This is a genomic window from Methylobacterium sp. FW102-HT35C08 (genome assembly GCF_058790235.1).
Map to the genome: position 1 here is coordinate 3,289,813 of NZ_JBYTCL010000002.1, position 23,451 is coordinate 3,313,263.

At 68.4% G+C, this 23,451-nt stretch carries 25 protein-coding genes; 13 read left to right on the forward strand and 12 right to left on the reverse strand.

What is annotated here, in order from left to right:
* Positions 1-45: 45 nt before the first annotated feature.
* Entirely contained in the window at positions 46-1,314 is a 1,269-nt protein-coding gene (locus AC3WSN_RS15680; RefSeq protein ID WP_492539138.1) for an efflux RND transporter periplasmic adaptor subunit, read from the reverse strand.
* 300 nt (positions 1,315-1,614) lie between these two features.
* Here AC3WSN_RS15680 and AC3WSN_RS15685 point away from each other — a divergent pair, with 300 nt between their 5' ends.
* Together AC3WSN_RS15685 and AC3WSN_RS15690 are read left to right on the forward strand one after the other, a co-directional pair.
* Positions 1,615-1,842, forward strand: coding sequence for an HOOK family protein (locus AC3WSN_RS15685; RefSeq protein WP_192707632.1), 228 nt, complete (start codon positions 1,615-1,617; stop codon positions 1,840-1,842).
* A 438-nt stretch (positions 1,843-2,280) separates the two neighbouring features.
* On the forward strand, positions 2,281-2,460 hold the full coding sequence (locus AC3WSN_RS15690; protein ID WP_492539140.1) for a hypothetical protein: 180 nt from the start codon (positions 2,281-2,283) through the stop codon (positions 2,458-2,460).
* Here the strand turns inward: AC3WSN_RS15690 and AC3WSN_RS15695 are convergent, their stop codons facing one another.
* From AC3WSN_RS15695 to AC3WSN_RS15705, 3 genes are read right to left on the reverse strand one after another with little or no spacing between them, the layout of a single operon-like run.
* The gene (locus tag AC3WSN_RS15695; RefSeq protein ID WP_492539142.1) at positions 2,461-2,616 is read right to left on the reverse strand and encodes a hypothetical protein; all 156 of its coding nucleotides are present in this window, start codon (positions 2,614-2,616) and stop codon (positions 2,461-2,463) included.
* 56 nt (positions 2,617-2,672) lie between these two features.
* Entirely contained in the window at positions 2,673-3,284 is a 612-nt protein-coding gene (locus AC3WSN_RS15700) for a cysteine hydrolase family protein (RefSeq protein WP_238194974.1), read from the reverse strand.
* Complete coding sequence (locus AC3WSN_RS15705) at positions 3,281-4,525, reverse strand: GNAT family N-acetyltransferase (protein WP_192707628.1); 1,245 nt, start codon at positions 4,523-4,525, stop codon at positions 3,281-3,283. Before AC3WSN_RS15705 ends, AC3WSN_RS15700 begins: the two co-directional genes overlap by 4 nt.
* Before the next feature lie 95 nt (positions 4,526-4,620).
* Between AC3WSN_RS15705 and AC3WSN_RS15710 the strand changes: the two genes are divergently transcribed.
* From AC3WSN_RS15710 to ureG, 6 genes are all read left to right on the forward strand, one after another.
* Positions 4,621-5,634, forward strand: coding sequence for a LysR family transcriptional regulator (locus AC3WSN_RS15710; protein ID WP_238194975.1), 1,014 nt, complete (start codon positions 4,621-4,623; stop codon positions 5,632-5,634).
* 74 nt (positions 5,635-5,708) lie between these two features.
* Complete coding sequence (locus AC3WSN_RS15715; protein ID WP_192707626.1) at positions 5,709-6,329, forward strand: urease subunit gamma; 621 nt, start codon at positions 5,709-5,711, stop codon at positions 6,327-6,329.
* Positions 6,330-6,331: 2 nt separating this feature from the next.
* Entirely contained in the window at positions 6,332-8,059 is a 1,728-nt protein-coding gene (gene ureC, locus AC3WSN_RS15720; RefSeq protein WP_492539145.1) for an urease subunit alpha, read from the forward strand.
* A gap of 13 nt (positions 8,060-8,072) precedes the next feature.
* The gene (locus AC3WSN_RS15725; protein WP_492539147.1) at positions 8,073-8,573 is read left to right on the forward strand and encodes an urease accessory protein UreE; all 501 of its coding nucleotides are present in this window, start codon (positions 8,073-8,075) and stop codon (positions 8,571-8,573) included.
* A complete protein-coding gene (locus AC3WSN_RS15730) occupies positions 8,539-9,249 on the forward strand; it encodes an urease accessory protein UreF (RefSeq protein WP_492539150.1) in 711 nt (236 codons plus the stop codon). The genes AC3WSN_RS15725 and AC3WSN_RS15730 overlap by 35 nt, the downstream gene beginning before the upstream one ends.
* 9 nt (positions 9,250-9,258) lie before the next feature.
* Positions 9,259-9,876 carry an urease accessory protein UreG gene (gene ureG / locus AC3WSN_RS15735; protein ID WP_492539152.1) on the forward strand — a complete coding sequence of 206 codons (618 nt, stop codon included), beginning with the start codon at positions 9,259-9,261 and terminating at the stop codon, positions 9,874-9,876.
* A 28-nt stretch (positions 9,877-9,904) separates the two neighbouring features.
* Here the strand turns inward: ureG and AC3WSN_RS15740 are convergent, their stop codons facing one another.
* Positions 9,905-10,150: a hypothetical protein gene (locus tag AC3WSN_RS15740; RefSeq protein ID WP_492539154.1), complete on the reverse strand. Its 246-nt coding sequence runs from the start codon at positions 10,148-10,150 to the stop codon at positions 9,905-9,907.
* A gap of 194 nt (positions 10,151-10,344) precedes the next feature.
* Here AC3WSN_RS15740 and AC3WSN_RS15745 point away from each other — a divergent pair, with 194 nt between their 5' ends.
* Both AC3WSN_RS15745 and AC3WSN_RS15750 read left to right on the forward strand, forming a co-directional pair.
* Positions 10,345-10,548, forward strand: coding sequence for a DUF3311 domain-containing protein (locus AC3WSN_RS15745; protein WP_192707621.1), 204 nt, complete (start codon positions 10,345-10,347; stop codon positions 10,546-10,548).
* Entirely contained in the window at positions 10,545-12,008 is a 1,464-nt protein-coding gene (locus tag AC3WSN_RS15750; protein WP_492539156.1) for a sodium:solute symporter family protein, read from the forward strand. The genes AC3WSN_RS15745 and AC3WSN_RS15750 overlap by 4 nt, the downstream gene beginning before the upstream one ends.
* 190 nt (positions 12,009-12,198) lie before the next feature.
* On the opposite strand, the gene AC3WSN_RS15755 is transcribed toward AC3WSN_RS15750, so the two are convergent.
* The 4 genes from AC3WSN_RS15755 to AC3WSN_RS15770 all read right to left on the reverse strand — a co-directional run bounded on the left by AC3WSN_RS15755 (position 12,199) and on the right by AC3WSN_RS15770 (position 15,706).
* Complete coding sequence (locus tag AC3WSN_RS15755; protein WP_492539158.1) at positions 12,199-12,972, reverse strand: ABC transporter permease; 774 nt, start codon at positions 12,970-12,972, stop codon at positions 12,199-12,201.
* Positions 12,969-13,886 carry an ABC transporter permease gene (locus AC3WSN_RS15760; protein WP_492539160.1) on the reverse strand — a complete coding sequence of 306 codons (918 nt, stop codon included), beginning with the start codon at positions 13,884-13,886 and terminating at the stop codon, positions 12,969-12,971. Before AC3WSN_RS15760 ends, AC3WSN_RS15755 begins: the two co-directional genes overlap by 4 nt.
* A 67-nt stretch (positions 13,887-13,953) precedes the next feature.
* On the reverse strand, positions 13,954-15,015 hold the full coding sequence (locus AC3WSN_RS15765; RefSeq protein ID WP_492539162.1) for an ABC transporter ATP-binding protein: 1,062 nt from the start codon (positions 15,013-15,015) through the stop codon (positions 13,954-13,956).
* A 4-nt stretch (positions 15,016-15,019) separates the two neighbouring features.
* Positions 15,020-15,706: a Crp/Fnr family transcriptional regulator gene (locus AC3WSN_RS15770; RefSeq protein ID WP_192707616.1), complete on the reverse strand. Its 687-nt coding sequence runs from the start codon at positions 15,704-15,706 to the stop codon at positions 15,020-15,022.
* A 244-nt stretch (positions 15,707-15,950) separates the two neighbouring features.
* On the opposite strand from AC3WSN_RS15770, the gene AC3WSN_RS15775 reads away from it, so the two are divergent.
* Positions 15,951-16,865, forward strand: a complete 915-nt coding sequence (locus AC3WSN_RS15775) for a UDP-3-O-acyl-N-acetylglucosamine deacetylase (protein WP_492539164.1) — start codon at positions 15,951-15,953, stop codon at positions 16,863-16,865.
* 24 nt (positions 16,866-16,889) lie between these two features.
* Here the strand turns inward: AC3WSN_RS15775 and AC3WSN_RS15780 are convergent, their stop codons facing one another.
* Positions 16,890-17,951, reverse strand: coding sequence for an HD-GYP domain-containing protein (locus tag AC3WSN_RS15780; RefSeq protein WP_492539166.1), 1,062 nt, complete (start codon positions 17,949-17,951; stop codon positions 16,890-16,892).
* Positions 17,952-18,276: 325 nt separating this feature from the next.
* Between AC3WSN_RS15780 and AC3WSN_RS15785 the strand changes: the two genes are divergently transcribed.
* On the forward strand, positions 18,277-20,142 hold the full coding sequence (locus AC3WSN_RS15785; RefSeq protein WP_492539168.1) for an ABC-F family ATP-binding cassette domain-containing protein: 1,866 nt from the start codon (positions 18,277-18,279) through the stop codon (positions 20,140-20,142).
* A 43-nt stretch (positions 20,143-20,185) separates the two neighbouring features.
* On the opposite strand, the gene AC3WSN_RS15790 is transcribed toward AC3WSN_RS15785, so the two are convergent.
* Complete coding sequence (locus AC3WSN_RS15790; RefSeq protein WP_492539170.1) at positions 20,186-21,487, reverse strand: aspartate aminotransferase family protein; 1,302 nt, start codon at positions 21,485-21,487, stop codon at positions 20,186-20,188.
* A 95-nt stretch (positions 21,488-21,582) separates the two neighbouring features.
* Here AC3WSN_RS15790 and AC3WSN_RS15795 point away from each other — a divergent pair, with 95 nt between their 5' ends.
* Positions 21,583-22,437, forward strand: coding sequence for a LysR family transcriptional regulator (locus AC3WSN_RS15795; RefSeq protein ID WP_492539172.1), 855 nt, complete (start codon positions 21,583-21,585; stop codon positions 22,435-22,437).
* Between the two features lie 109 nt (positions 22,438-22,546).
* On the opposite strand, the gene AC3WSN_RS15800 is transcribed toward AC3WSN_RS15795, so the two are convergent.
* Positions 22,547-23,338, reverse strand: a complete 792-nt coding sequence (locus AC3WSN_RS15800) for a hypothetical protein (RefSeq protein ID WP_492539174.1) — start codon at positions 23,336-23,338, stop codon at positions 22,547-22,549.
* Positions 23,339-23,451 lie beyond the last annotated feature (113 nt).

Consider the following 23,451-nt stretch of genomic DNA (forward strand, 5'->3'; position numbering starts at 1 on the left):
GGCCCTCGCGCTGTCCTGCCATCGCCGTGTCGGAAGGGCGTCCCATCAGCGCTGGGCCTCGATCTGGCGGCCGCTCGCCCCGGGTCGCTCCGCCTGCGCGGTGTGCGGCTCGGCGACGAGGCTGCCGTCCTGGACCTTGTACTGCCCGGTGACGATCACGCGGTCCCCAGGTTTAAGATCTCCGCTCAGCACCTGCGTGCGCCCCGAATCCGACCGGCCGGCCTTGAGCGCGCGCTGATGCGCGCGGTCTGAGTCGTCCACCGCGAAGGCGAACAGGCCGTCCGGGCCGTGCTGGATCGCGTTGTCCGGCACTGTGGTAGCGAGCGCCACGGTGCCGACCCGCATCTTGGTCGAGACCGACAGGCCCGGCCACAGCGCGTGGTTCTTGTTCTCGTAGACGGCCTTCATGCGGATCGTCCCGGTCGCCGTGTCCACTTGGTTGTTGAACAGGGCAAGCTTGCCCTCCGCGAGCTTCGTGAGCCCGTCCGAACTCCAGGCCTCGACCGGCACGTCGCCCTTCCGCAAGGCCGCGGTGATCGCAGGAAGCTGATCCTCCGGTGCGGTGAACACCACGAAGATCGGCTCGACCTGGGTGATCGTCACGATCGGCGTCTGGCCCGACGCGTTGACGATGTTGCCGATATCGACCTGACGGAAACCCGTGACGCCGTCGATCGGCGCCCGGATCGTGGCGTAGCCGAGCTGCGTCGCGGCGTTGTCGATCGCGGCCTGATCGGAGGCGACCTGCGCGGTGAGCTGGGCGACCAGAGCGGTCTGCGTCTCGGTCTGCTGGCGCGACGCGTAGGCTCCCAGGCCCGTGTACCGGACGAGATCGGCCTTGGCGTTGTTGAGGTTCGCGGTGTCCTGCTCCTTCTTCGCCTTCGCCTGATCGTAGCTGGCCTGATAGGGGCGCGGATCGACCTGCACGAGGACGTCGCCCTTGCGGACGGCCTGGCCCTCCCGGAAGGCGACCTGCTGGATCTCGCCGTCGACTCGCGTGCGCACCTGGACGGTGTTGTAGGCCTGAACAGTGCCGAGGCCGTTCGAGACCAGGGCGAACGGGCCTTGCTCGACCGTGCCGAGGGTCACGGGAACGGGCAGCGGCGCGGCGGCCTTCGGCTTCACAACCGGCTCGTTCAGCCGCGTGTAACCGTAGGCACCCCCGCCCGCAGCGGCCAGCAGCAGAAGAACCAGCACCAGCCCGCGCCCCCGCCGCGGCGCGCGCGCAGTCTGCGTCAGACCATCCCGACCGTGGTTTGCCGAACCCGTCTCCGGCCGAGATGCAGCGCGATCGTGCTCGTCCCCGCTCAGCATGCGTGCAGTTCCGCCCCGAGGTCCGACCAATCGATGGGTCGGAATAATTTTGCATTCATTAGCATACAATGCAGGGGGCCGACACCGATGCGATCCACCGATCCGGGTGACAAATGGTCAATGGCGGGTGTCCAACCGCCAAAGTCGGACGGTCTCTGCGGCGTGCCGTGACCGGTCCGCTTGCCGGCGCGCGCGCGTGCCGCCACAGAGGGAGGCAGCCGCCGATCTGCGGCGATTATCGCCGATGCGGCGCCGAGCGGCTGCTGTTTGAGCGACGCGCTGGAGAGACCAGGATTTCGCATGGCCTCGACACTGGAACTGGAAGGGCTGGACGAGTTGCGTTCGGCCCTGATCGAAGAGCGGCAGATCATCGTGGCCTCGGTGCGCCGATTGCGCGAGACGCGCAGGCAGAAAGGCACCTTCGTCTTGGGCGATGGCGCAGAGGCGGGCGCACGCCTCGTCGCCGTGCAAGGGCAAATTGATGTGGTGGATGCCATTATCGCCACACTGACGAACGCCCAGTCCTGACCTGCTCGATCGGGCACCATGCTCAGCTCAGGCGGCGCATCAAGCCCGGTGTCGTGCGGACGCGGTGTGGCACAGATCAGTGTCCGAGATGTTTCTGCAGCAGGACGTGCAAACGGCGCCGGCAGATCGACGTGATCGTTGATTGAGATCGCGCCGTCTTGTGAGATGATTGGCGTCTTGATCGACCGAAACGCCAATCAGTTCTGGCGAATTCACTGCATCATAACAGATTTATTTGTTTGATGTGCCGCTTTGGCTGTTCCGCTGCAGCTGGCTGGCGCTCGCGATGTGGCGGTGACTGCCCAGCTTGCCCCTGAGCAAGCATTGCTGTCACGGGTGACGATCAGAGCCGGTTGTTCAGGATAAACTGATCGTCGCCTGGACCACGTGATCGAGGCTCTGTTACCGGGCCGCAACTCAAGGCGCGGGACTTTCAAGATGGACGCCTTCGATCACACCGTCTCGATCGGCGACGGGGAGCATAGCGCCGATCCGCAGCACCGAGCCGACGTCGAGGCCCTGTGGCTCGCCCTGGACGCGGACCGGCGTGCGCAGGACGAGCGCTTGGCGCGCCTTCGGGCCATGCGGCTGATCGGCGGCGAAGACGACGCGGCCTGATCAGTCTTCGCGCGCGCCGAGGTCGGGTGAGCGCGCGGCCAGAGCAAAGCCCACCGCGATCGCCATCGCTTCCGCCTGCGCGATCAGCATCGGATCGCCTGCGTCGCGCGCCGCCTGGAGCAGCGCTATCGCGTGCCGGCCGAGCCGCTGCTCCACCTCATCCGTCTCGGGCCAGCGGTAGCCTGTGCCCCGGTCGCGTGGACGTCGATCAGTCATTGGCGTGCGTTCGGCATCGAGAGGGCCGCGATTGGCCTGAAGGGTGAGGAAGCGGCAATCCAGGAATGCGTGTCGGTCACGTCCGCGAATGAGCGCATCACCGCGCTGATCGACCGATGGATGTCGGCCGCCGCGATGCCGTCCATGTCATGGCTCGCGGATGCATCGGCGAGGAAAGTGACCTCCTGCCCCCGATGGTAGCCGTCGATGGCGGTGGCGAGGCAGGCTGCCTCGCCGGCAAAGCCCGCGACGACGAGCGGCGGGCAGCCGCGCTCCATCACGTCGGCGAAGGCCGGGCTGGCAAAGCAGGAGGGCCGGTCTCGGTCGAAGATCATGTCGCAGCCGTGCGGCTCGAACCCCTCAATCCATCGGGCGAAGCGCGTACCGGCCTGAAACAGCGGGGCGCCGATCCAGCGGACATAGGCGACCTGAATCCCGCTCTCGCGCGCGTGGTTGAGGGCGAGGCGGCAATTCTCCAGGGCTGGAGCGATCTCCGGCAAGGCGAGCGGTCGCCCCGCGACTTCATACTCCTGCTGCATGTCGACCAGCACCAGCACGGGCACGCTGCGCGGACGGCGATAGAGCGCCGGGTTCATCGGACGGATCATCGCGCCGCCGCCTTCTGATCAATTGAGGGCCGGGTGACTGCCCGGGTCCGGGAGCGATCGAGCGCACCGGCCCGATGCCAGCGGCCCTCGGGGCGGATGATCACGTAGGGATCGACGCCGATCCCGATCGCCTGCGGATGCGGCTCGGCCTCCATCAGCATCTCGACATAGTCGAAATCGGAGAAGACCAGTTCCTGAGCGCCCTCGAACACCCGGAAGCCGAAGCGGCTCCAGAAGCCGACGAGGCGCTTCTGCGCATGTCCGTAGAGGCGCCGATAGCCCTTGACCCGCGCGAGTTCGATGCCGGCCCGGACGAGCGCGAAGGCCATGCGCGTGTTGCGGTGCTCCGCGCGGACGGCGAGACGCTCGATCTTGGCGAAATCGGCGAAGAAGCGGATTCGCAGACAGCCCGCGGGCTCGTCACCGATGTAGCCGATCAGGTGCGTGGCGGAGAGGTCGTTGCCGTCGAACTCCTCCTCGTACGGGCAGGCCTGTTCCGCCATGTACACCGCGGCGCGCAGCGCGATGACGCGGGAGAGATCCTCCATGCTGCGCGCGACCGCGACGCTCGGGCCCGTCCCGCCGGGGCGGTGACTGTCGTAGGGCGGCAGCCGCTCGGCGGGTTTCGACCGGCGGAACATGTAGAGCCCGGGTGCGCGCTGGCCGTTCCAGGCAGCGCCCTTGGTGAAACCCATCCCGGAGAGATAATCGGCACCCTCAGCCGTCGCGGCGCGCGCGTAGAGGTCGACCTCGCCGCACAGGGGCGTGGAGATTCGCTGGAGCATCAGGGCAACCGCCGCGGCAAGCCGCCCGCGGGCATGGATCACCCAGAGATAGATGCCGGCCGGCCGCTCGTGCTGCCGGGCGATGAACCGGATATCCGGATCGCTCGCGTCGAACGTGCCCGAGAGGAGCGCGGCCATGCCGGCTTCGTTCAGGGGAAGGATTGCCGTGAGGCCCTCCCCCCGCGGCGACAGCGCGTCGTAGCGCTCGCGCCGGGCGATCGCGAAGACGGTATCGGGGTTGGCGGTCATGACGCGACGGACCACCGAGACGTCCGCGACGCCGGGAAGCGCGACCCGTGTCTCGTCCAGGAGGCGTTCGAGATCCGTCGGCATCGGGGTGAACAGCACGAGATGGCGCGCGAGTCGTGCCGATCTCAAATCGATGATGTCGTGCCGCGTGGCGCGCCCATCATCGAAATGCGGTGCGGTATCGGGCGGGGTCACATGGACGGTCATCGCGTCGGTTTCCGCAGATGATTGCGAGCGACGACCGGCTTCGCATGGCCGAAGACCTGCGTCTGTGCAAAAAATGAAGTATGGGGGTCTCGCAGATGGAACACGTCCCTGTGCTCGATACCGGTATGCCGGACTGGCAGGACCTACGGCTCTTTCTGGAGCTTGACCGGCGGGGCAGCTTCCGCGCTGCGGCCAACGTCGTGGGCCTCTCCATCAACACCCTCCGCCGGAGGATCGACGATCTGGAGGCCCGGCTCGGCATGACGCTGCTGACCCGGCACGCCGACGGGATCCGGCTGACCGCGGAGGGCGAATCCATCCTCGCGGCGACGCAATCGATGGAGGCCGCGGCTTACTCGGTTCTCAGAGCCCGGGATGCGGTCTCGGCCACGCCGGCCGGCGAAGTGCGCATCGCGGTCACCGAAGGTCTCGGAACATTCTGGCTCGCACCGCGGCTCGTTGAGTTCCAGCGGGCGAATCCGCGGCTCGTTGTGGACCTGCGCTGCACGATGGATCCTGCGGACGTCGCGCGACTCGAAGCCGAGATCGCGGTTCAGCTGGTCCGGCCGGTCAATCCGGACCTGAAGGTCGTCAAGCTCGGGCGGCTTCACGTCATGGCCTTCGCCGCCCGCAGCTATCTCGACATCTACGGTGTTCCGACCAGCATCGAGGACGCGGCGCGACACCGGATCGTACTTCAGGTGTCGGGGCAGACGGTGAGCATGGCCGAATATGACCGGCACACGCCCGGCATGCCGCAATCGGGCTACGTGACGCTCAAGACGAACGTCAGCAGCGCCCATTACTGGTCGGTGGCTAACGGCGCCGGGATCGGCTGGCTGCCGACCTATGCATCGGCGATCGGCGCCCGGTTGGTCCCGATCGATGGTCTCGTGCAGCTGGGCTTCGATATCTGGCTGACCTATCACCCGGATGCCGAGCGGATCGATCGGGTGCGACGGGCGATCGATTGGATCCGCGGGAGCTTCGATCCGGTCCGTTATCCCTGGTTTCGCGATTCCTTTATCCACCCGCGGGATCTCCCGGCGGCGATCAAGGGTGGCGCTGCCGCCGAGCTGTTCGGCGGCTTTGCCGGGATGGAACGGTAACGCGCGGTTTCGGCAACCTTGACCGCGCGGCGCGCATGATCCTTGCTCCCGCGGCCGCAACGACGAGGTTTGCCGTGCTGCTGACGCCCCGCGAAAAGGACAAGCTGCTGATCGCCATGGCGGCACAGGTGGCACGGAATCGCTTGGCGCGCGGCGTCAAGCTCAACCACCCGGAGGCCGTGGCGCTGATCACCGACTATGTGGTCGAGGGCGCGCGGGACGGTCGGACCGTAGCGGAGTTGATGCAGGCGGGTGCCAGCGTGCTCACCGCCGACCAAGTCATGGCGGGCGTTCCCGAGATGATCCACGACATCCAGGTGGAGGCCACTTTCCCGGACGGCACGAAGCTCGTCACCGTCCATCATCCGATCCGCGGGGCGCCGTCGGTCGACGTGCCCGGTGCGGTGACGACCCAGCCCGGCGAGATCGAGTTCAACGTCGGTGCCGAGCGCACCGTGGTCGAAGTCGCTAATGTCGGGGACCGGCCGATTCAGGTCGGCTCGCACTACCATTTCTTCGAGGTCAATCCGGGCCTCGTGTTCCCGCGCGAGCAGGCCCGCGGCAAGCGCCTCGACATCGCGCCGGGCACCGCCGTGCGCTTCGAGCCGGGGTCCACCCGGGAAGTCGCGCTGGTGCCGCTGTCCGGCGGACGCACCGTCTACGGGTTCCGCGGCGACGTGATGGGCAAGCTCTGATCATGGCCAACACGCCGAAGCCTGCGAGCCTGCCGCGCGCCGCCTACGCCGACATGTTCGGTCCCACGGTCGGCGACCGCGTCCGCCTCGCCGATACCAGCCTGGAGATTACGATCGAGCGTGACTTCACCACTTACGGCGAGGAGGTGAAGTTCGGCGGTGGCAAGGTCATCCGCGACGGCATGGGCCAGAGCCAGGCGACGAATGCCGGCGGCGCGGTCGACACGGTGATCACCAACGCCGTGGTCCTCGACCATTGGGGCATCGTGAAATGCGATGTCGGTATCGTCCGCGGACGGATCTTCAGGCTCGGGAAGGCTGGCAACCCGGACGTGCAGCCCGGTGTCGATATCGTGGTCGGGCCGGGTACCGAAGTCATCGCCGGCGAGGGCAAGATCCTGACCGCCGGTGGCTTCGACAGCCACATCCACTTCATCTGCCCGCAGCAGATCGAGGAGGCGCTGTGCTCGGGCGTGACCACGATGCTCGGCGGCGGCACCGGGCCCGCGCACGGCACCTTCGCCACCACCTGCACACCCGGCCCCTGGCACATCGCCCGGATGATCGAGGCGGCGGATTCCTTCCCGATGAACCTGGCCTTCGCGGGGAAGGGCAACGCGTCCCGACCGGAGAGCCTCGTCGAGATGGTCCGGGCCGGCGCCTGCGCGCTGAAGCTGCACGAGGATTGGGGTACGACGCCGGCCGCGATCGACACCTGCCTGTCAGTGGCCGATGCCCACGACATCCAGGTCATGATCCACACCGACACGCTCAACGAGTCGGGTTTCGTCGAGGACACGATCGCGGCCTTCAAGGGCCGGACCATTCACGCCTTCCACACCGAGGGCGCCGGCGGCGGCCACGCGCCCGACATCATCAAGGTGGCCGGGCTGCCGAACGTGCTGCCGTCCTCCACGAATCCGACGCGGCCCTACACGCGCAACACGATCGACGAGCATCTCGACATGCTCATGGTCTGCCATCACCTCGACCCGTCGATCCCGGAAGACCTCGCCTTCGCGGAGAGCCGAATCCGGCGCGAGACGATCGCCGCCGAGGACATCCTCCACGATATCGGCGCGCTCTCGATGATGTCGTCCGACAGCCAGGCCATGGGCCGGGTCGGCGAGGTCGTGATCCGCACCTGGCAGACCGCCGACAAGATGAAGCGCCAGCGCGGCGCGCTCTCGGGCGACACCTCCGGCACCGACAACATGCGGGCCCGCCGCTACGTCGCCAAGTACACGATCAATCCGGCGATCGCGCACGGCATTTCCCGGCATATCGGCTCGGTGGAGCCCGGCAAGCTCGCCGATCTCGTGCTGTGGACGCCGGCCTTCTTCGGCGTGAAGCCGGACCTGGTGCTCAAGGGCGGCAGCATCGCGGCCGCGCCGATGGGCGACCCGAACGCCTCGATCCCGACGCCGCAGCCGGTGCATTACCGGCCCATGTTCGGCGCCTACGGCCGCGTGCCGTTCGCCACGGCCCTCACCTTCGTGTCGAAAGCCGCCGTCGAGGATGGCCTGCGCGAGCGGCTCGGCGTGCAGAAGGAGCTCGTCGCGGTCGAGAACGTCCGCGGCGGCATCTCGAAGAAGAGCATGGTGCTGAACGATGCGACCCCGGTCATCGAGGTCGATCCCGAGACCTACGATGTCCGCGCCGACGGCGAGCTCCTGGTCTGCGAGCCGGCCGAGGTGCTGCCGATGGCGCAGCGCTACTTCCTGTTCTGAGGACGCGCATCCGATGATCCGCGCCACCCGCATCCTTCGCCGAGACACCCTAACCGGCGGTGAGATCGTCGACCGCGTCGTTCTCGATCACGGTGACCGGCACCGGCGCCGCGTGGCCATGCGGGGCCTCGGCGGCCTCGGCTTCCTCCTCGATCTTCCGGAATCGACGGTCCTGGACGATGGCGACGCCCTCATCCTCGAGGACGGCCGGCTGGTCTGGATCGAAGCGGCACCCGAGCGCCTGCTCGAGATCCGGGCGCCGAGCGACCACGCGCTCAAGCGCCTCATCTGGCACATCGGCAATCGGCACATCCCGGCCGAGATCGGCGCGGATGCCGTCTGGATCGCGTACGACCACGTCCTCGCCGAGATGGTCCAGGGCCTCGGCGGCAGCGCCGAGGCGGTGGAGCGCCCGTTCCGGCCGGAAGGCGGCGCCTATTCCGGCGGACATGGCCACGCACACGGCCACGACCACCCGCATGGCAGCCATCACCACCACCATGCCGGCGACTGAGACCCTCGACGCGCTCCGCCTGATGGCGTGGCTGTCGCCGGGCTATCCGGTCGGTGCCTACGCGTACTCGCACGGCCTGGAATGGGCCGTCGAGGCGGGGGACGTCCGAGACGAGGCGAGTCTGCTGGCGTGGCTCGGCGACGTGTGCGAGCGCGGTGCCCTGCGCAATGACCTGATCCTCGCGGCTCAGACCCACCGGGCCGCGCAGCGTGGCGTGGCGCAGGCGGTGGTCGACCTCAACGACCTCGCCCTCGCCCTCGCCCCGTCCCGCGAGTTGCATCTCGAGACCAGTCAGCAGGGGCGGAGCTTCCTCGACGCGACGCTCGGCGCATGGCCCGATCCGAACTTGGCAGCCCTGGCGCAACATTTGCCGGGACCGGTCGCCTACGCGGTCGCCGTCGGGGCGGCGGCCGGCACCCACGGGATGGCGCTCCCGCCGGTGCTTGCCGCCTACGGCCTGGCCTTCGTGCAGAACCTCGTGTCGGCGGCCCTGCGGGCGGCGCCCGTCGGTCAGGCGGCCGGGACCCGGGTCATCGCCGCCCTGACCCCGCGTGTCGTGGCCCTCGCGGACGAGGCCCGGGACGCGGATCTCGACGCTCTTGGCGCCGCCACCTTCCGGCTCGATCTCGGCTCCTTCCGGCACGAGACCCAGTATTCCCGCATCTTTCGATCCTGAGTGCGCAGCATGACCTCGTCGAACGGCCCTCTTCGCGTCGGGATCGGCGGACCCGTCGGGTCCGGCAAGACCGCCTTGATGGAGCAGCTCTGCAAGCGCTTCCGAGACCGCTACGAGATCTGCGCGATCACCAACGACATCTACACCAAGGAGGATGCGCGCATCCTCACCGTGGCGGGCGCCCTGCCGGAGGAGCGCATCCTCGGCGTCGAGACCGGCGGCTGTCCCCACACCGCGATCCGCGAGGACGCCTCGATCAACCTCGCGGCCGTCGCCGAGATGAACCGTCGCTTCCCGAAGCTCGATCTGGTGCTGATTGAATCCGGCGGCGACAATCTCGCGGCGACCTTCTCGCCGGAACTCGCCGACATCACGCTCTACGTGATCGACGTCGCCGGGGGCGAGAAGATCCCGCGCAAGGGCGGTCCGGGCATCACCCGCTCCGACCTGCTGATCGTCAACAAGACCGACCTAGCGCCGCTGGTCGGCGCGGACCTGTCGGTTATGGAGGCCGATACGCGACGGATGCGCGGCACGCGTCCCTACGTCTTCGCGTCCCTGCGGGGCGGTGCCGGAGCGGACGACGTGGCGCGCTTCGTCGAAGAGGCGGGTGGCCTCGGACGCTGACGCGGCGAACCGAAACCGCGACGTCGCGCTAGCGGCCGGCCTCGGCCGACCGGGAGCGCACCGACGTCGTCGTGGGCACGCCCATCAGCGCGTCCAGGCGGCTCATGCGCGCGCTGAAATCGTTCATGGCGTTCTGGCGCGCTTTAATCGCGGGATTGCTCCGGATCTTGGCAAGCTGAGTCTTGGCCGGCGCCCGTGTCGAGCGCGCCTCGGCTTGCGCCGCCGGCAGGGCCAGCAGCGCGGCCGCCGCCAGGATGGATAGAGTACGTGTCATGGCGAGGGTCCTTGATGGAGCCGCCGCGCGGTTCGGCGTCCTCTCGAGATTATGTTCGCCTCAAGCTGAGCCGCGTGCGCCAGCGCACAGCGCGGGCCGGCGCGGGTCGTGGCCGCCGGACGCGCCGGCTCGATTGACAGCCGGCACTGACTGATTCAACCCGCGGTATCGGACACCTCTGATCGGTATCGCGCATGCGAAATCTGCGGTGGCTCGCGGCGCTGCCCTTTATCGGCGTGCTGGTCGGCCCCTTCTTCCTGAATCGGGTCGAGCCCTTCGTCCTCGGCCTGCCGCTGCTCCTGGCGTGGCTGGTGTTCTGCGTGCTCGGAACCTCGGCCATCATGGCCCTGATCTATTTTACCGACCCGGAGAACCGCGCCCCGGAGGATCGGCGATGAGCATCGCGCTGATCATCGTCGCGGCCGGCTTCGTCCTGGCGATCGGCCTCGGGCTCTATGCCCGCCTCGGCCGGGAGATGGGCCTGGAGCAGTGGACGGTCGGCGGCCGCGGCTTCGGCACCGCACTGGTCTTCCTGCTGATGGCCGGCGAGATCTACACCACATTCACGTTCCTGGGCGGCTCGGGCATCGCCTACGGCAAGGGCGGCCCGGCCTACTACATCCTCTGCTACCTGACGCTCGCCTACATCACGTCGTACTGGATGCTGCCGCCGGTCTGGCGCTACGCCAAGCAGCACGGCCTCTACACGCAGCCGGATTTCTTCGCGCGCAAATACGGGAGCCGGGCCCTCGGCATCCTGGTGGCGCTGGTGGGGATCGTCGCCCTCGTTCCCTACCTGGTCCTTCAATTCAAAGGCCTGGGCATCATCGTCTCGACCGCCTCCTACGGTGCGCTCTCCTCGACGAGCGCAGTCTGGATCGGCGCCGCGGCCCTGACCGCCTACGTGGTCGTCTCGGGCGTCCATGGTTCGGCCTGGACGGCGGTCATCAAGGACACGAGCATCCTCGCCCTGGTGATCTTCCTCGGGATCTACCTGCCTATCCATTATTACGGCGGCTTCGAGGGCCTGTTCGGAGCGATCGAAGCCGCCAAGCCCGGCTTCCTGGCGTTGCCGGCGAAGGGCCAGAGCCCGACTTGGTTCTCAAGCACGGTCCTGCTCACGGCGCTGGGCGGCTACATGTGGCCGCACACCTTCGCGTCGCTCTACACGGCGCGCGAGCCCGCCGCCTTTCGGCGCAACGCTGTGATCCTGCCGATCTATCAGCTGATCAACCTGTTCGTGTTCATGATCGGCTTCACCGCCGTGCTGCAGGTGCCCGGCCTGACCGGGCCGGACGTCGACCTGTCCCTGTTCAAGCTCTCGCTCCAGAGCTTTCCGCCCTGGTTCATCGGGGTGATCGGCGCCACCGGCGTGCTCACCGCCCTCGTGCCCGGCTCGATGATCCTGATCGCCGGCGTGACGCTGATCGCCAACAACCTCGTCCGGCCACTGCGGCCGACCATGGACGACGCCGCGACGGCGCGGCTCTGCAAGATCCTCGTGCCGGTACTGGCGCTGGTCTGCGTCGGCTTCACGCTCAGCGGCGGCGACACGATCGTTCAGCTGCTGCTGATGGGCTACAACTTCGTGACCCAGCTGTTCCCCTGCTTCATCACGAGCCTGATGCGCCGCAATCCGCTGGACCGGCGCGCGGCCATGGCCGGGATCATCGCCGGCGTCGCGACCGTGGCGATCACCGTCCTCAGCGGATTCAGCCTCGCGAGTCTGCCCTTCCTGGGTCCGCTTCAGGACGTGAATGTCGGCATCGTGGCGCTGGTGGTGAACCTGCTGGTGACCGCAGCGGTGGCGCAGGCGACCCGCGCCGGTTCGACAGCCCAGGCGCGGGCGGCCGAGTGAGACGTCTCCGGGCTGACGCATCCCTCGCCGTCATCACGCGCGCAGCGACGTGACCCAGGCCAGCGCGACCCCTCAATGACCGCGGCGCGACCCTGGATTGCTTCGCTCTGCTCGCAAAGACGGCACCCGCGGGGAGCCCTCGGTTCTGGCCCTTCGTCGCTCGGAGGGGCCTCGACCCGCTTGCGCGATCTCAGGCTTGTCCGCGTCGGGCCGTCAGCCAGGAGGCCAGAAGCACGGCTACACTCACGAGTCCGACCAGCAGCGTCGAGGCGGCGTTGATCTCGGGATTCACGCCGAGGCGGACCTGGCTGTAGAGCCGCATCGGCAGCGTCGTCGAGCCCGGGCCCGAGACGAAGCTCGCGATGACGAGGTCGTCGAGGGACAGGGTGAAGGCGAGGAGCGCGCCGGCCGCGACCGCCGGTGCCAGCAACGGCAGGGTCACGGTCGTCAGCACACGGAACGGCGTCGCGCCGAGGTCGGCGGCCGCCTCCTCGAGGGACCGGTCGAGGCCGCGCAGCCGCGCCGCGACGACCACGGCCACGAAGCCGGTGCAGAAGGTCGCGTGCGCGATGACGATCGTCAGGATGCCGCGATCCAGGCCGATGCCGATGAACATCAGCAGCAGCGACAGGCCGATCATCACCTCGGGCATCACGATCGGCCCGAAGACGAGGCCCGTGAACAGGGCGCGCCCACGGAACCGGCCGTGCCGCTCCAGGACCAGCGCTGCCAGCGTGCCGAGGATCGTCGCGACGAGGCTCGACAGGATCGCGACCTTCAACGAGACCCAGGCCGCGGCAAGCAGCGGCGCGTCGGAGAACAGCGCGCCGTACCAGCGGCCGGACAAGCCGCCCCAGACCGTCACGAGGGGCGACGCATTGAACGAGTAGGCGATCAGCACCAGGATCGGGGCGTAGAGGAAGCAGAGCCCGGCCACGAGGGCGGTGCGCGTGACCCAGGTCATGCCCCCGCGTCCTCGCCTTCGCCCGCGCGCAGGCTGTCGCGGAACAGGATGACCGGTCCGATGACGATGGCCAAGATCAGGACGGCGACCGCCGAGGCGAGCGGCCAGTCGCGGTTCGAGAAGAACTCGCTCCAGAGCACCCGGCCGAGCATCAGGGTCTCGGACCCGCCGAGCAGGTCCGGAATCACGAACTCGCCGACCATCGGGATGAAGCACAGGCCAGCGCCGGCCGCGATGCCGGGCAGGCTGAGCGGCAGGGTCACGCTCCAGAATACCCGCGTCGGCGACGCGCCGAGATCCGCGGCGGCTTCGCGCAAGGTGGGATCGAGGCGGTTCATCACCGCGTAGAGCGGCAGCACCATGAACGGCAGGTAGGCGTAGACGAGGCCGATGATCACCGCCGCGTCCGTGTTGAGGATCGTCAGCGGCCCGGCGATCAGACCCAGACGGAGGAGGACGAGATTGAGCAGGCCCTCCGGCTTGAGGATCGCGATCCAGGCGTAGATGCGGATCAGGAAGCTCGTCCAGAACGGCACCACCACCAGAGCGACGAGGAGCGGCTGCCAGCGCGACGGTGCCCGCGCGAGGGCGTAGGCCAGCGGGGTGCCGAGCGCCACGAGGATCAGGCTGGCGAGGCCCGCGTAGCTCAGCGACCCGATGGCGGCGTCGCGGTAGAGCGGGTCGAGATAAAGCGTCGCGTAATTGTCGAGGTTGAGACCCTCGAGGAAGATCGACCAGCCTTCGAGGCCGGCCCGCCAATCGAGCAGCGGCAGGTAGGGCGGAATCGCGGTGGCCGGCTCGGACAGGCTGATCTTCAGCGTGATCGCGAACGGCAGGAGAAAGAACGCCGACAGCCAGACGAGAGGCGGCAGGCGGACGATCCGGTCGAATACGGTGCGGGGTCCGCCGCTCATGACGGCTGCGCGCCGGATGCGGACGAACGGGACGCGATGGGCCTCTCGCGCCTGAACACAGACGCGCTCATGCGGGCAGGATCACCGCAGCGCCGGCCGCGAAGCCGGCGCGCGTGTCGGAACCGACCGGGGGAACAGCGTCCCCGGGTCGGCCGCTGGACCGCAGGATCGTGCCGTCCGGCATGCGCAGCGTCCGGCGCAGACGGTCGCCCAGAAAGGTCGCGTCCGCGACCACGACCGGCAGCCCCTCCGGGCCGCCGAGAATGATGTTCTCCGGCCGGACGGCAACCACCACCGCGGCGTCGTCCGCAAGCGGCGCTCCGGCGGTCCCATGCACCGTGCCGTAGGCCGTCTTGACTGCGCGGATGCCGTCGGGCCCCTCGGGGCCGAGCGTGCCGGCGATGAGGTTCACGTCGCCGAGCAATCCTGCCACGAAGCGGCTGGCCGGCCGGCGATAGAGTTCCGCGGGCGGCCCGACCTGGACGAGCCGGCCCGCCTCCATGACGCCGATCCGGTCGGCCAGCATCATCGCCTCCTCGGGATCATGGGTCACGACCACGAAGGCGGTGCCCAAGCGTCGCTGCACGGACCGCAACTCGCCCTGGGTCTCCTCCCGCAGGCCGCGATCCAGGGCGCCGAGGGGCTCGTCGAGGAGCAGCACCTTGGGCTCGCGGGCAAGCGCCCGCGCCAGGGCGACGCGCTGCCGCTGGCCGCCCGAGAGAGTGTCAGGACGGCGGCTGCCGAAGCCGTCGAGGCGGACGAGGCGCAGCAGGTCCGCAACCCGCATCGCGGCTGCGTCCCGGCCCAAGCCTTTCAGACCGTAACCGATATTGGCCGCCACGCTCATGTGCGGGAAGAGCGCGTAGGACTGGAACATCATGTTCACGGGGCGACGATGCGGCGGCAGCCCGGTGAGGTCCTGTTCGCCGAGGCAGATGCGACCGGCCGTCGGCACCTCGAAGCCCGCGATCATGCGCAGGAGGGTGCTCTTCCCGCAGCCGGACGGGCCCAGCAGGCAGAGGAATTCCCCGGGCTCAAGGTCGAGCGTCACCGCGTCGACGGCGCGATGGCGGCCGAAGCGCTTGCTCAGATCCTGAAGCCGCAGGCGCGGCGCCGGCGCACCGGACAAGAGATCAGGAATCCTCGCGCAGCGCCTCGGCGACGCGCGCTTCGAGGAGGTCCGGCCGGCGCAGGACCAGCGCGCCGCGGGTGCGATCGACCAGCCCTTCCGCGGCCATCGCGGTGAACTCCCGGGTGACCTGCTCGCGGCGGCAGCCGATCCGGGCGGCGAGGACATGGTGATAGGGCGGCGGCGACACGACCCTTTCGCCGGAGGCGCCGGTGCGCGGGACCGAGAGGCGCAGCAATTCGGCGTAGAGGCGGTGCTTCAGGTCGAGCAGCGCGTGCTCCATCAGCCGGGTGTTCAGCTCGCGCACGCGCTTTGCCAGCAGCCGGAACAGCCGGTCGGCGATCGCTTCCGAGGCGAAGACCATCTGCCGGAACACCGCGGCCGGCACGACACAGACCTCGCCGCGGGTCAGCGCCGTGACGTTGGCCGAGCGGCCGATCCCGTCGATCGCCGCCAGCTCTCCGAAGAACGCGCCGCCCCGCATCTCACCGAGGATCACCTCCTTGCCGGACTGTGTCCGGTTCAGGATGCGGACCTCGCCGGTGGCGATGAAATAGACGTCGGTGGAGATGTCGTCGAAATCGACGAGAACCTCGTTCTCGTCGAAACGCCGCCAATGGCAGCGGGCCTCGTAGGTGCTGAGCTCGATGCCCGGATCCTTGAAGAAGGGTATCGTCCCCAACCGCGCCATCGATCGTGTTCCCTCAACTCCGGCCTCCGTCCCTGCCCTGACGGGTGCTGGCCAGCAGATCTGGGGACGGGAACAGCCCGCACAGCGACGCCAGCATCGCAACGACGATGCTCGATCGATTGGGCAATCTTGATCGTGACCGTCGCGCGCAGGCCGGTCAAGCCGCGCGCCGCTGAACAGGAGTTTATTAGCGTGGATCAGGTCGCAGGGCTAAATTCCTGACCCGCTGCCGCGGGCGGATTCGATGCACCAAGACGTCATATGTGAGCACCTGGACCGCGACCCGGTCGGCACGACGGCCCCGCGCCTGCAGGCCACGCTGGCCGTTCCGTTCGAGCGCTCCGGACGCAGCCTGCATTCCGGTCGACACGCGACCGTGCGCGTCAGCCCGGCGCCGGCCGACCACGGCATCGTGTTCCGTCGCCGCCTGAAGGATGGGCGTGCCGTCGACGTGCCGGCCCAATGGCATTTCCGCGAGTCACAGCCGCTCTCCTCGGCGATCCGGCGTGACGGCGTTCTGGTCCGGACGATCGAGCATCTGATGGCTGCGCTGAGCGCGCTGCGCATCGATAACGTCATCGCCGAAATCGATGCGGACGAACTGCCGATCTTCGACGGCAGCGCCACGCCCTGGTGTGAAGCGATCCGCGCCGCGCGACGGAGCGAGCAGGGCCGGCCGTGCCGGGTGATCCGGGTTCAGCGGGTCGTGGCGGTTGAGCACGGTCAAAGACGCCTGGAGATCGGGCCCGGTGCCGGTCTTCACGTGACCGGCCACATCGCGCTCGCGCATTTCGGATCGATCGACTGGTCGGGTGCCATCACGCCGGACTCCTTCGAGCGCGAGATCGCGCCCGCGCGCAGCTTCGGCCGGTACGTTCGGGCCATGGCCGGGCGCGCCTATGGCTACATGATGCAAAACGACTTCCTGCAGGGCGTGTCGCCCCGGTCGGCGGCGCTGCTGGTGCGCGGGCGGGTGCTCGGCGGGATGCGCATGCCGGGGGAGCCGGTCCGGCATCGCATTCTCGACCTTATCGGCGATCTCGCCCTGGCGGGCCACCCGGTCGAGGGACGGATCACCGCGCTCCATACCGGACATGAGCTGAACCACGCCCTGGTTGCGGCCTTGATGCGCGACACCACGGCCTGGGTCCTGGCCTGACCGCCGAAAACGATCGGTGTGCAGTCAGGCCGTGGCGCGAACGGGCGTCTCGCAGGCGACAGCGACAGGGCCGAAGGCGCGCACGAGGTCGGCGTCGAGTTTCGGGCCCATGCGCTCCAGGATCGCGTAAGCCTCGTGCACGGATTTCGGCGCCTTATAGGGGCGCGCCTCGATGAGCGCCGCGAAGATGTCGCAGATCGTGATCAGTCGCACCAGATCGGGGATGTCCCGACCGCGAAGTCCATCCGGGTAGCCAGAGCCATCGAGGAATTCGTGGTGCGAGCGGACGACCGACAGGATCAGCGGGTCGTAACTCTCACCCCGGAGCATGTCGTGGCCGAGCGCCGGATGGCGGTCCATCTCCAGGCGCTCGTCAGGCGTCAGCGGTGCCGGCTTGTTCAGGATCGCCAGCGAAATCTTGGCCTTGCCGATATCGTGCAGCAGCGCACCCTTCACCAGATGGCGCGAATCCGAGTCCTTGAGGCCGAGCGTCCCCGCGAAGGCGGCGGCGAGGCCGGCCACGCTCAGGCAGTGCCGATGGGTCACGTCGTCGAAGCTCGCGACGACCCTGAGCCAGTCGCGGATCTTCGCCTCGCGGACCGCCCGGTTCACCAGGGCGGCGCCGGTATCAACGATGGCGGGCGCCGGCGCGCTATCGGCGCGGAACATGAGGGCGAACGCGTCCCGGGCTTCGCCGGCCTGCGCCCGCAACGTGCCCGCCGGCGCGGCGATTCGGCCGCCGGTCATGGTCGCGACCGCGTTCATCAGCATCGCGGCCGCCACGGAGGCCGGCAGGACCCGCGTCGCGCCGAGGGCGGTCGCCTGAATTTCGCCGCGGCCGAGATTGCCGTGAACGAGGGCCAGAAAGGGTGTCGCCGGACCCCGCACGGTCGCGAGCGCTTCGCGCAGGCGCCGCACCGATTCCGACGTCAGCGCGCTCACGTCGCTGATGACCAGGGCCGCACCCGCAGGAGGCGCAGCTCCGCCGTACAGATCGTGGAGCGCTACGTCTCCATCCGCGCCGAGATTGCGCGCGAGACGCTCGGCGCGGGCCAGATCGTCGGTCAGGATCAGTGTCCGTCCCAAGACTTCGCTCCCGCCATACGCTCAGACCCGAGCGTAAGAATTTCGCACCTCACAGCCTGCCAGCGCACGGCGCGCAGCGATGCGGTGAACTGAGGCTTACGTCTGCAATCGGACGAACGGAATGACCAGTTCCGCCCGACCACTGATGCGCTGGCGAACATTTGCTTCCGGATCGATGCGATTCCGTTAAGATTGCAGCAGATCATCGGCTTTTCCGGTGCCGTGCGCAGTCGCGACGATGGACGAATGCTTTCGGCGCGCGAAGCGTCGGCGCGCCGTGTAAGCAGCGCTTGCCTCGCCGCGTCCGGGCGGCCAGAAGGCCGCCATGCTGCGCGTCAACGACCTATCCTATCGCATCGGCGACCGCCTGATTCTCGACGCCGCGACGTTCACGATCCCGGAGGGCGCCCGCGTCGGCCTCGTGGGGCGCAACGGCGCCGGCAAGACGACGCTGTTCAAGGCCATTTTGGGCGATCTGCCGGTGGACGCGAAATCCATCTCGCTGCCCAAGGGCATGCGAATCGGCGCCGTCGCGCAGGAGGCGCCCGCTGGCCCGGAGACCCTGCACGCTGTCGTGCTCGCGGCCGACACGGAGCGCGCGCGGCTCATGGCCGAGGCCGAACACGCCGACGGGCTGCGCCGGGCCGAGATCGAAACCCGCTTGGTGGATATCGGTGCGCATTCGGCGCCGGCGCGCGCTGCCGCGATCCTGCACGGGCTGGGGTTCGACGCGGCCGCCCAGGCGCGGCCCTGCTCGGACTTCTCCGGCGGCTGGCGCATGCGGGTGGCCCTCGCCGCAGTCCTGTTCTCGGAGCCGGACTTGCTGCTGCTCGATGAGCCGACCAACTACCTCGACATCGAGGGCACCCTCTGGCTGTACGATTACCTCGAACGCTATCCGCGCACCGCGATCATCATCAGCCACGACCGCGACCTGCTCGACACCAGCGTCGATCACATCCTGCATCTCGACCGGGGAAAGCTGGCGATCTACCGCGGCGGCTACACGAGCTTTGCCAAGCAGCTGTCCGAGAAGCGGGTCCTCCAGGCCAAGGCCAAGGCCAAGCAGGATGCCGAGCGGGCGCATCTCCAGAGCTTCATCGACCGGTTCAAGGCAAAGGCCACCAAGGCTCGGCAGGCCCAGTCGCGCGTGAAGCGCCTCGCCAGGATGGAGCCGATCGCTGCCCTGCTCGAGGACGACGTGCCGGTGATCCATCTGCCGAGTCCCGAGAAGCCGCTCTCGCCGCCGATCGTGGCCATGGAGCGCGTCAAGGCCGGCTACGGCGACCGCATCGTACTCACGGGCCTCGATCTCAGCCTCGCCCCGGACGACCGGGTGGCTCTGCTGGGCGCCAACGGCAACGGCAAGTCGACCTTCTGCAAGCTGATCGGCGGCCGGCTCGGGCCGCTTGCCGGCGAGGTGAAGCGCTCGTCCAAGATGGAGGTCGCCTACTTCGCCCAGCACCAGCTCGACGAGCTACGCCCGGCCGAGAGCGCCTACGCGCATGTCCGAACGCTCATGCCGGACGTGCCGGAAGCCAAGGTCCGCGCCGCGACGGCGCGCCTCGGTTTCGGCGCCAACAAGTCCGATACGCCGGTGGAAAAGCTATCGGGCGGCGAGAAGGCGCGCCTGCTCATGGGGCTCGCGGCGTTCCACGGACCGCACCTGCTCATCCTCGACGAGCCGACGAACCACCTCGACATCGAGAGCCGTCAAGCCCTCGTCGAGGCGATCAACGACTACGAGGGCGCTGTCATTCTCGTCTCCCACGACCGCTTCCTGGTCGAGGCCTGCGCCGACCGGCTGTGGCTGGTCGCGGATGGCACGGTGAAGACCTTCGACGGCGACATGGACGATTACCGTCGGTTCGTCCTGTCGGGGCCGGAGCGGGAAGCGGAGCGCGATCCCGAACCGGCCGGCGGCCAGAAGGCCGAGGCGCGCCGCGCCGGTGTCGAGCGCCGCGCCGCCCTGGCGCCCCTGCGCAAGCGCCTGGAGGCGATCGAGGCGCGCATGGCCAAGCTCACCGCGGCGATCCAGAAGATCGACGCCGCGCTGGAAGATGGCTCCGCCTTCCGGGAGAACGCCACCAAGGCCGGGGGGATCGCCAAGATGCGGTCCGACGCCGCGAGCGCGCTGGCCGCCGCCGAGGAGGAATGGCTGACGGTCAGCGCCGAGATCGAGGCGGCCTGAACCGCGGCGTTCGTTGCGCCTGCGGCGCTCACGCGGCTCGGCCTCAGACCGCGCTCGCGATGGCCCGGCTCAGGATGTCGACACCGAGGTCGATCTCCGCATCGCTGGCTGTCAGGGGCGGCGCGATGCGGAAGACGCCGCCCATGCCGGGCAGCTGCACGATGTTCATGCTGAGGCCGAGGTCCAGGCAGCGTCGGGTGATCGCGTCGCCCAATTCCGGGGCCGACCGCTTCGTGTGCCGGTCGGCGACGATCTCCACGCCCTGAAGCAGGCCGCGGCCCCGCACATCGCCGATGCAGGCGAAGCGCTCCTGAAGGGCGCGAAGCCCGGCCGCGAGCCGGGCGCCGGCCTGCTCCGCGCGGGCGACCAGACCGTCGCGCTGGACGATCTCCAGCACCTTGAGGCCGACCGCCGCCGGGAGCGGGTCGGAAACGTGCGTCGTGTAGAACAGGAAGCCGCGTTCGTGGCACAGATCCTCGATCTCCGCCGTGGTCACGACCGCCGCCAGCGGCAAACCGGCTCCGAGCGTCTTCGAGAGGGTGAGGATGTCGGGCACGACGCCGTCCCGCTCGCAGGCGAACATCAGGCCGGTGCGGCCGATACCGGTCTGCGCCTCGTCGAGGATCAGGAGCATCCCCCGTTCCGTACATTTGCGCTTCAGCGCGGCGAGGTAGCCGGGCGGCAGCGCGATGATCCCCCCGGAACTGAGGATCGGCTCGGCCAGGAACGCGGCGAGATTGCCGGTCGACTGCCGGTCGACCAGCGCGAAGGCGTAATCCAGCTCCGTCTGCCAGTCCGGGATGCCGTCCCGCTCGAAGGTCGGACGATACGCGTTCGGCGCCGGGATCGCGAATGAACCGACCGGGGCCGGGCCGTAACCCTTCCGGCCCGCGCTGTAGGTGGCTGAAGCCGCACCCGCCGTCATGCCGTGCCAGGACTGGGCGAAGCTCACCACCTCCCAGCCGCCGGTGGCAAGCTTTGCCATGCGCAGGGCCGCCTCGTTCGCCTCCGCGCCCGTGGTCAGCAGCATCGACCGTTCGAGGGCACCCGGCGCCAGTCGGGCCAATTCGGAGGCGAGATCGACGACCGGCCGGGTCAGCATCCCGCTGAACAGGTGATCGAGATGTCCGACGTGATGCGCCGCGACGGCGGCGATCTCGGGATGGCCGTGGCCCAGGATCGCGCTCATCTGGCCGGAGGTGAAGTCGAGGATCTTCCGGCCCTCGGCATCGTAGACGAAGCTGCCGGCTGCCCGCTCGATGATGAGCGGGGCGAAGACGCCGCCGTACCGGACAAGATGCCGGCGCGCCCGGTCCCAGAAATCCGCGTCCGCGTTCCGCGTCATGATCGATCCTGCTCGATGGCCCAGCGGCGCCAAGCTAGAACCGGATCGCCCCGCCGTGTAGCTGATAGTGCTGAACCGAGCGTTCAGATTTTCTGATGTCGCCTGTCTTGGATATCGACCTGCTCCGCAGTTTCGCGGTCGTGGCGGAAACAGGCGCCCTCAGCCGGGCCGCGGAGCGGGTCGGCCGCAGCCAAGCCGCCCTGAGCATGCAGATGAAGCGCCTCGAGGCGCTGGTCGATCAGCCGCTTCTGACACGGACAGGGCGCGGCGTGCTGCTGACCGTGCAGGGCGAGCGCCTCCTGGTCCATGCGCGCCGGATCCTGGTCTCCCACGATGACGCCCTGGCCGAAATGTCGGGCCGGAGCCTCACGGGAAGCCTGCGCTTCGGATGCCCGGACGATTACGCGCAGACCTTTCTGCCGGCGCTCCTGCGTGGCTTCGCGCAACATCACCCCGCTGCGGCGATCGAGGTGGTCTGCGCCGCAACGCCGCGTCTCGTCGAACGTCATGACCGTGGCGGTCTCGACCTGGCGCTGATCTCGATGCCGCTCGCCGCCGAACGGGAGATTCTCAGACGTGAGGACCTTGTCTGGGTCGTCGCGCGGGACGGTCCGTCGCATTGGCCCGACCCGTTGCCGCTTGCGCTCGGCGACCCCGACACGCTCGATCATCAAGCGGCGCTCGCCGCACTCGACCGCGCGCACCAAGCCTACCGGCTCGCCTACGCGAGCGGCAGCCTGTCCGGCCTCCTCGCGGTGGTCCGGTCCGGTCAGGCGGTTGCCGTGCTGACCCGCTCCGCAGTTCCGTCTGACCTGCGGATTCAGTCCCGCACGAGCGGGTTGCCGAGCCTTCCGCAGATCGGCCTGACAATCCGCCTCGACGCGCAGCGTGCCTCGCCTCTCACGCGAGCCTTCGCCGCGCATCTACGGGCTATCCTGCCCGTGCTCTGAGCGGACCAGCCCCAGTCTCGCCGGAAGGCAGAGGCCCGCTCGCGAGACCGCGCGGCGCGTCCTGGATCAGGCCATCGCGCGCACGCGATCCCGGATGGCGGAACCGCGCCTACTCCTCGTCGGGATCGCGCGGCCAGAACAGCAGAATGTCATCGTTGTCGATGTTGATCCAGTTGATGTGCGTGTCGGGATGATCTTCGCTGAATCTTCTGAAATGCACGTCGTTGCAGAGCAGATAAATATCCTTCTCGAGCCCATCAAAGCCGCCATCGGCCGCAATCTTGCTGAGCGCGGTCTTGAAGTCGGTGTCCGCAAGCTGGAGGCCACGGAATTTCCGGCCTGCGATGTCCGGGAATGCGGCGCTCCAAGCGGCCATCACGCGCGGATTGTCGTATCGAACGAGCGTGTCCGTACCGACCTTACGGAACGGCGTGTGGTCGAGCCGCACGTCCTCGCTCCAATTCCGGTTCGCAGCGGCGGTCGTCTTCGTCGTCTCCGGCGACACGACGGGCGTCGTTGCCACCGTACTGGCCATCACGGCGCCCGTGACCTGCGGTCCCCGGCCATACCGGACATCGAACTCGGCCGCCTCGACCGCCGCTGACTTTACCTCGGCCAGGGATAGCACGGCGTCGGCAGCCTCGGGCGAAAGCGTGTAGATCGAACGCGGATCGAGGGCGACGGGCACACTCGGTGAGACCTCCTTGGTGAGGGTCAGCGAAGCGGTCTCAGGGTGCTGCGTTTTCAGTGCGGTTCCGGGAAGCGCAGCCGCCGGAAATAAATGGTCCATATCAAAGTCTCCAGCCATCGGAGCCGATGCGAAAACCGATGCCCTCACCACGACGCAAGCCGAAATCGTAAAACGATTGATTTCAATATACTTATCGATCAGCTCAGACACACATGCAACGCGGCTTCAACCGGGTCATAGAACAGAAGCACGGTCCGGCAGGTCAGCAAATACGATGCCCTATAGTGCACCAATAGCTGTGCACGCCCTTTCGAGCGCAGCCT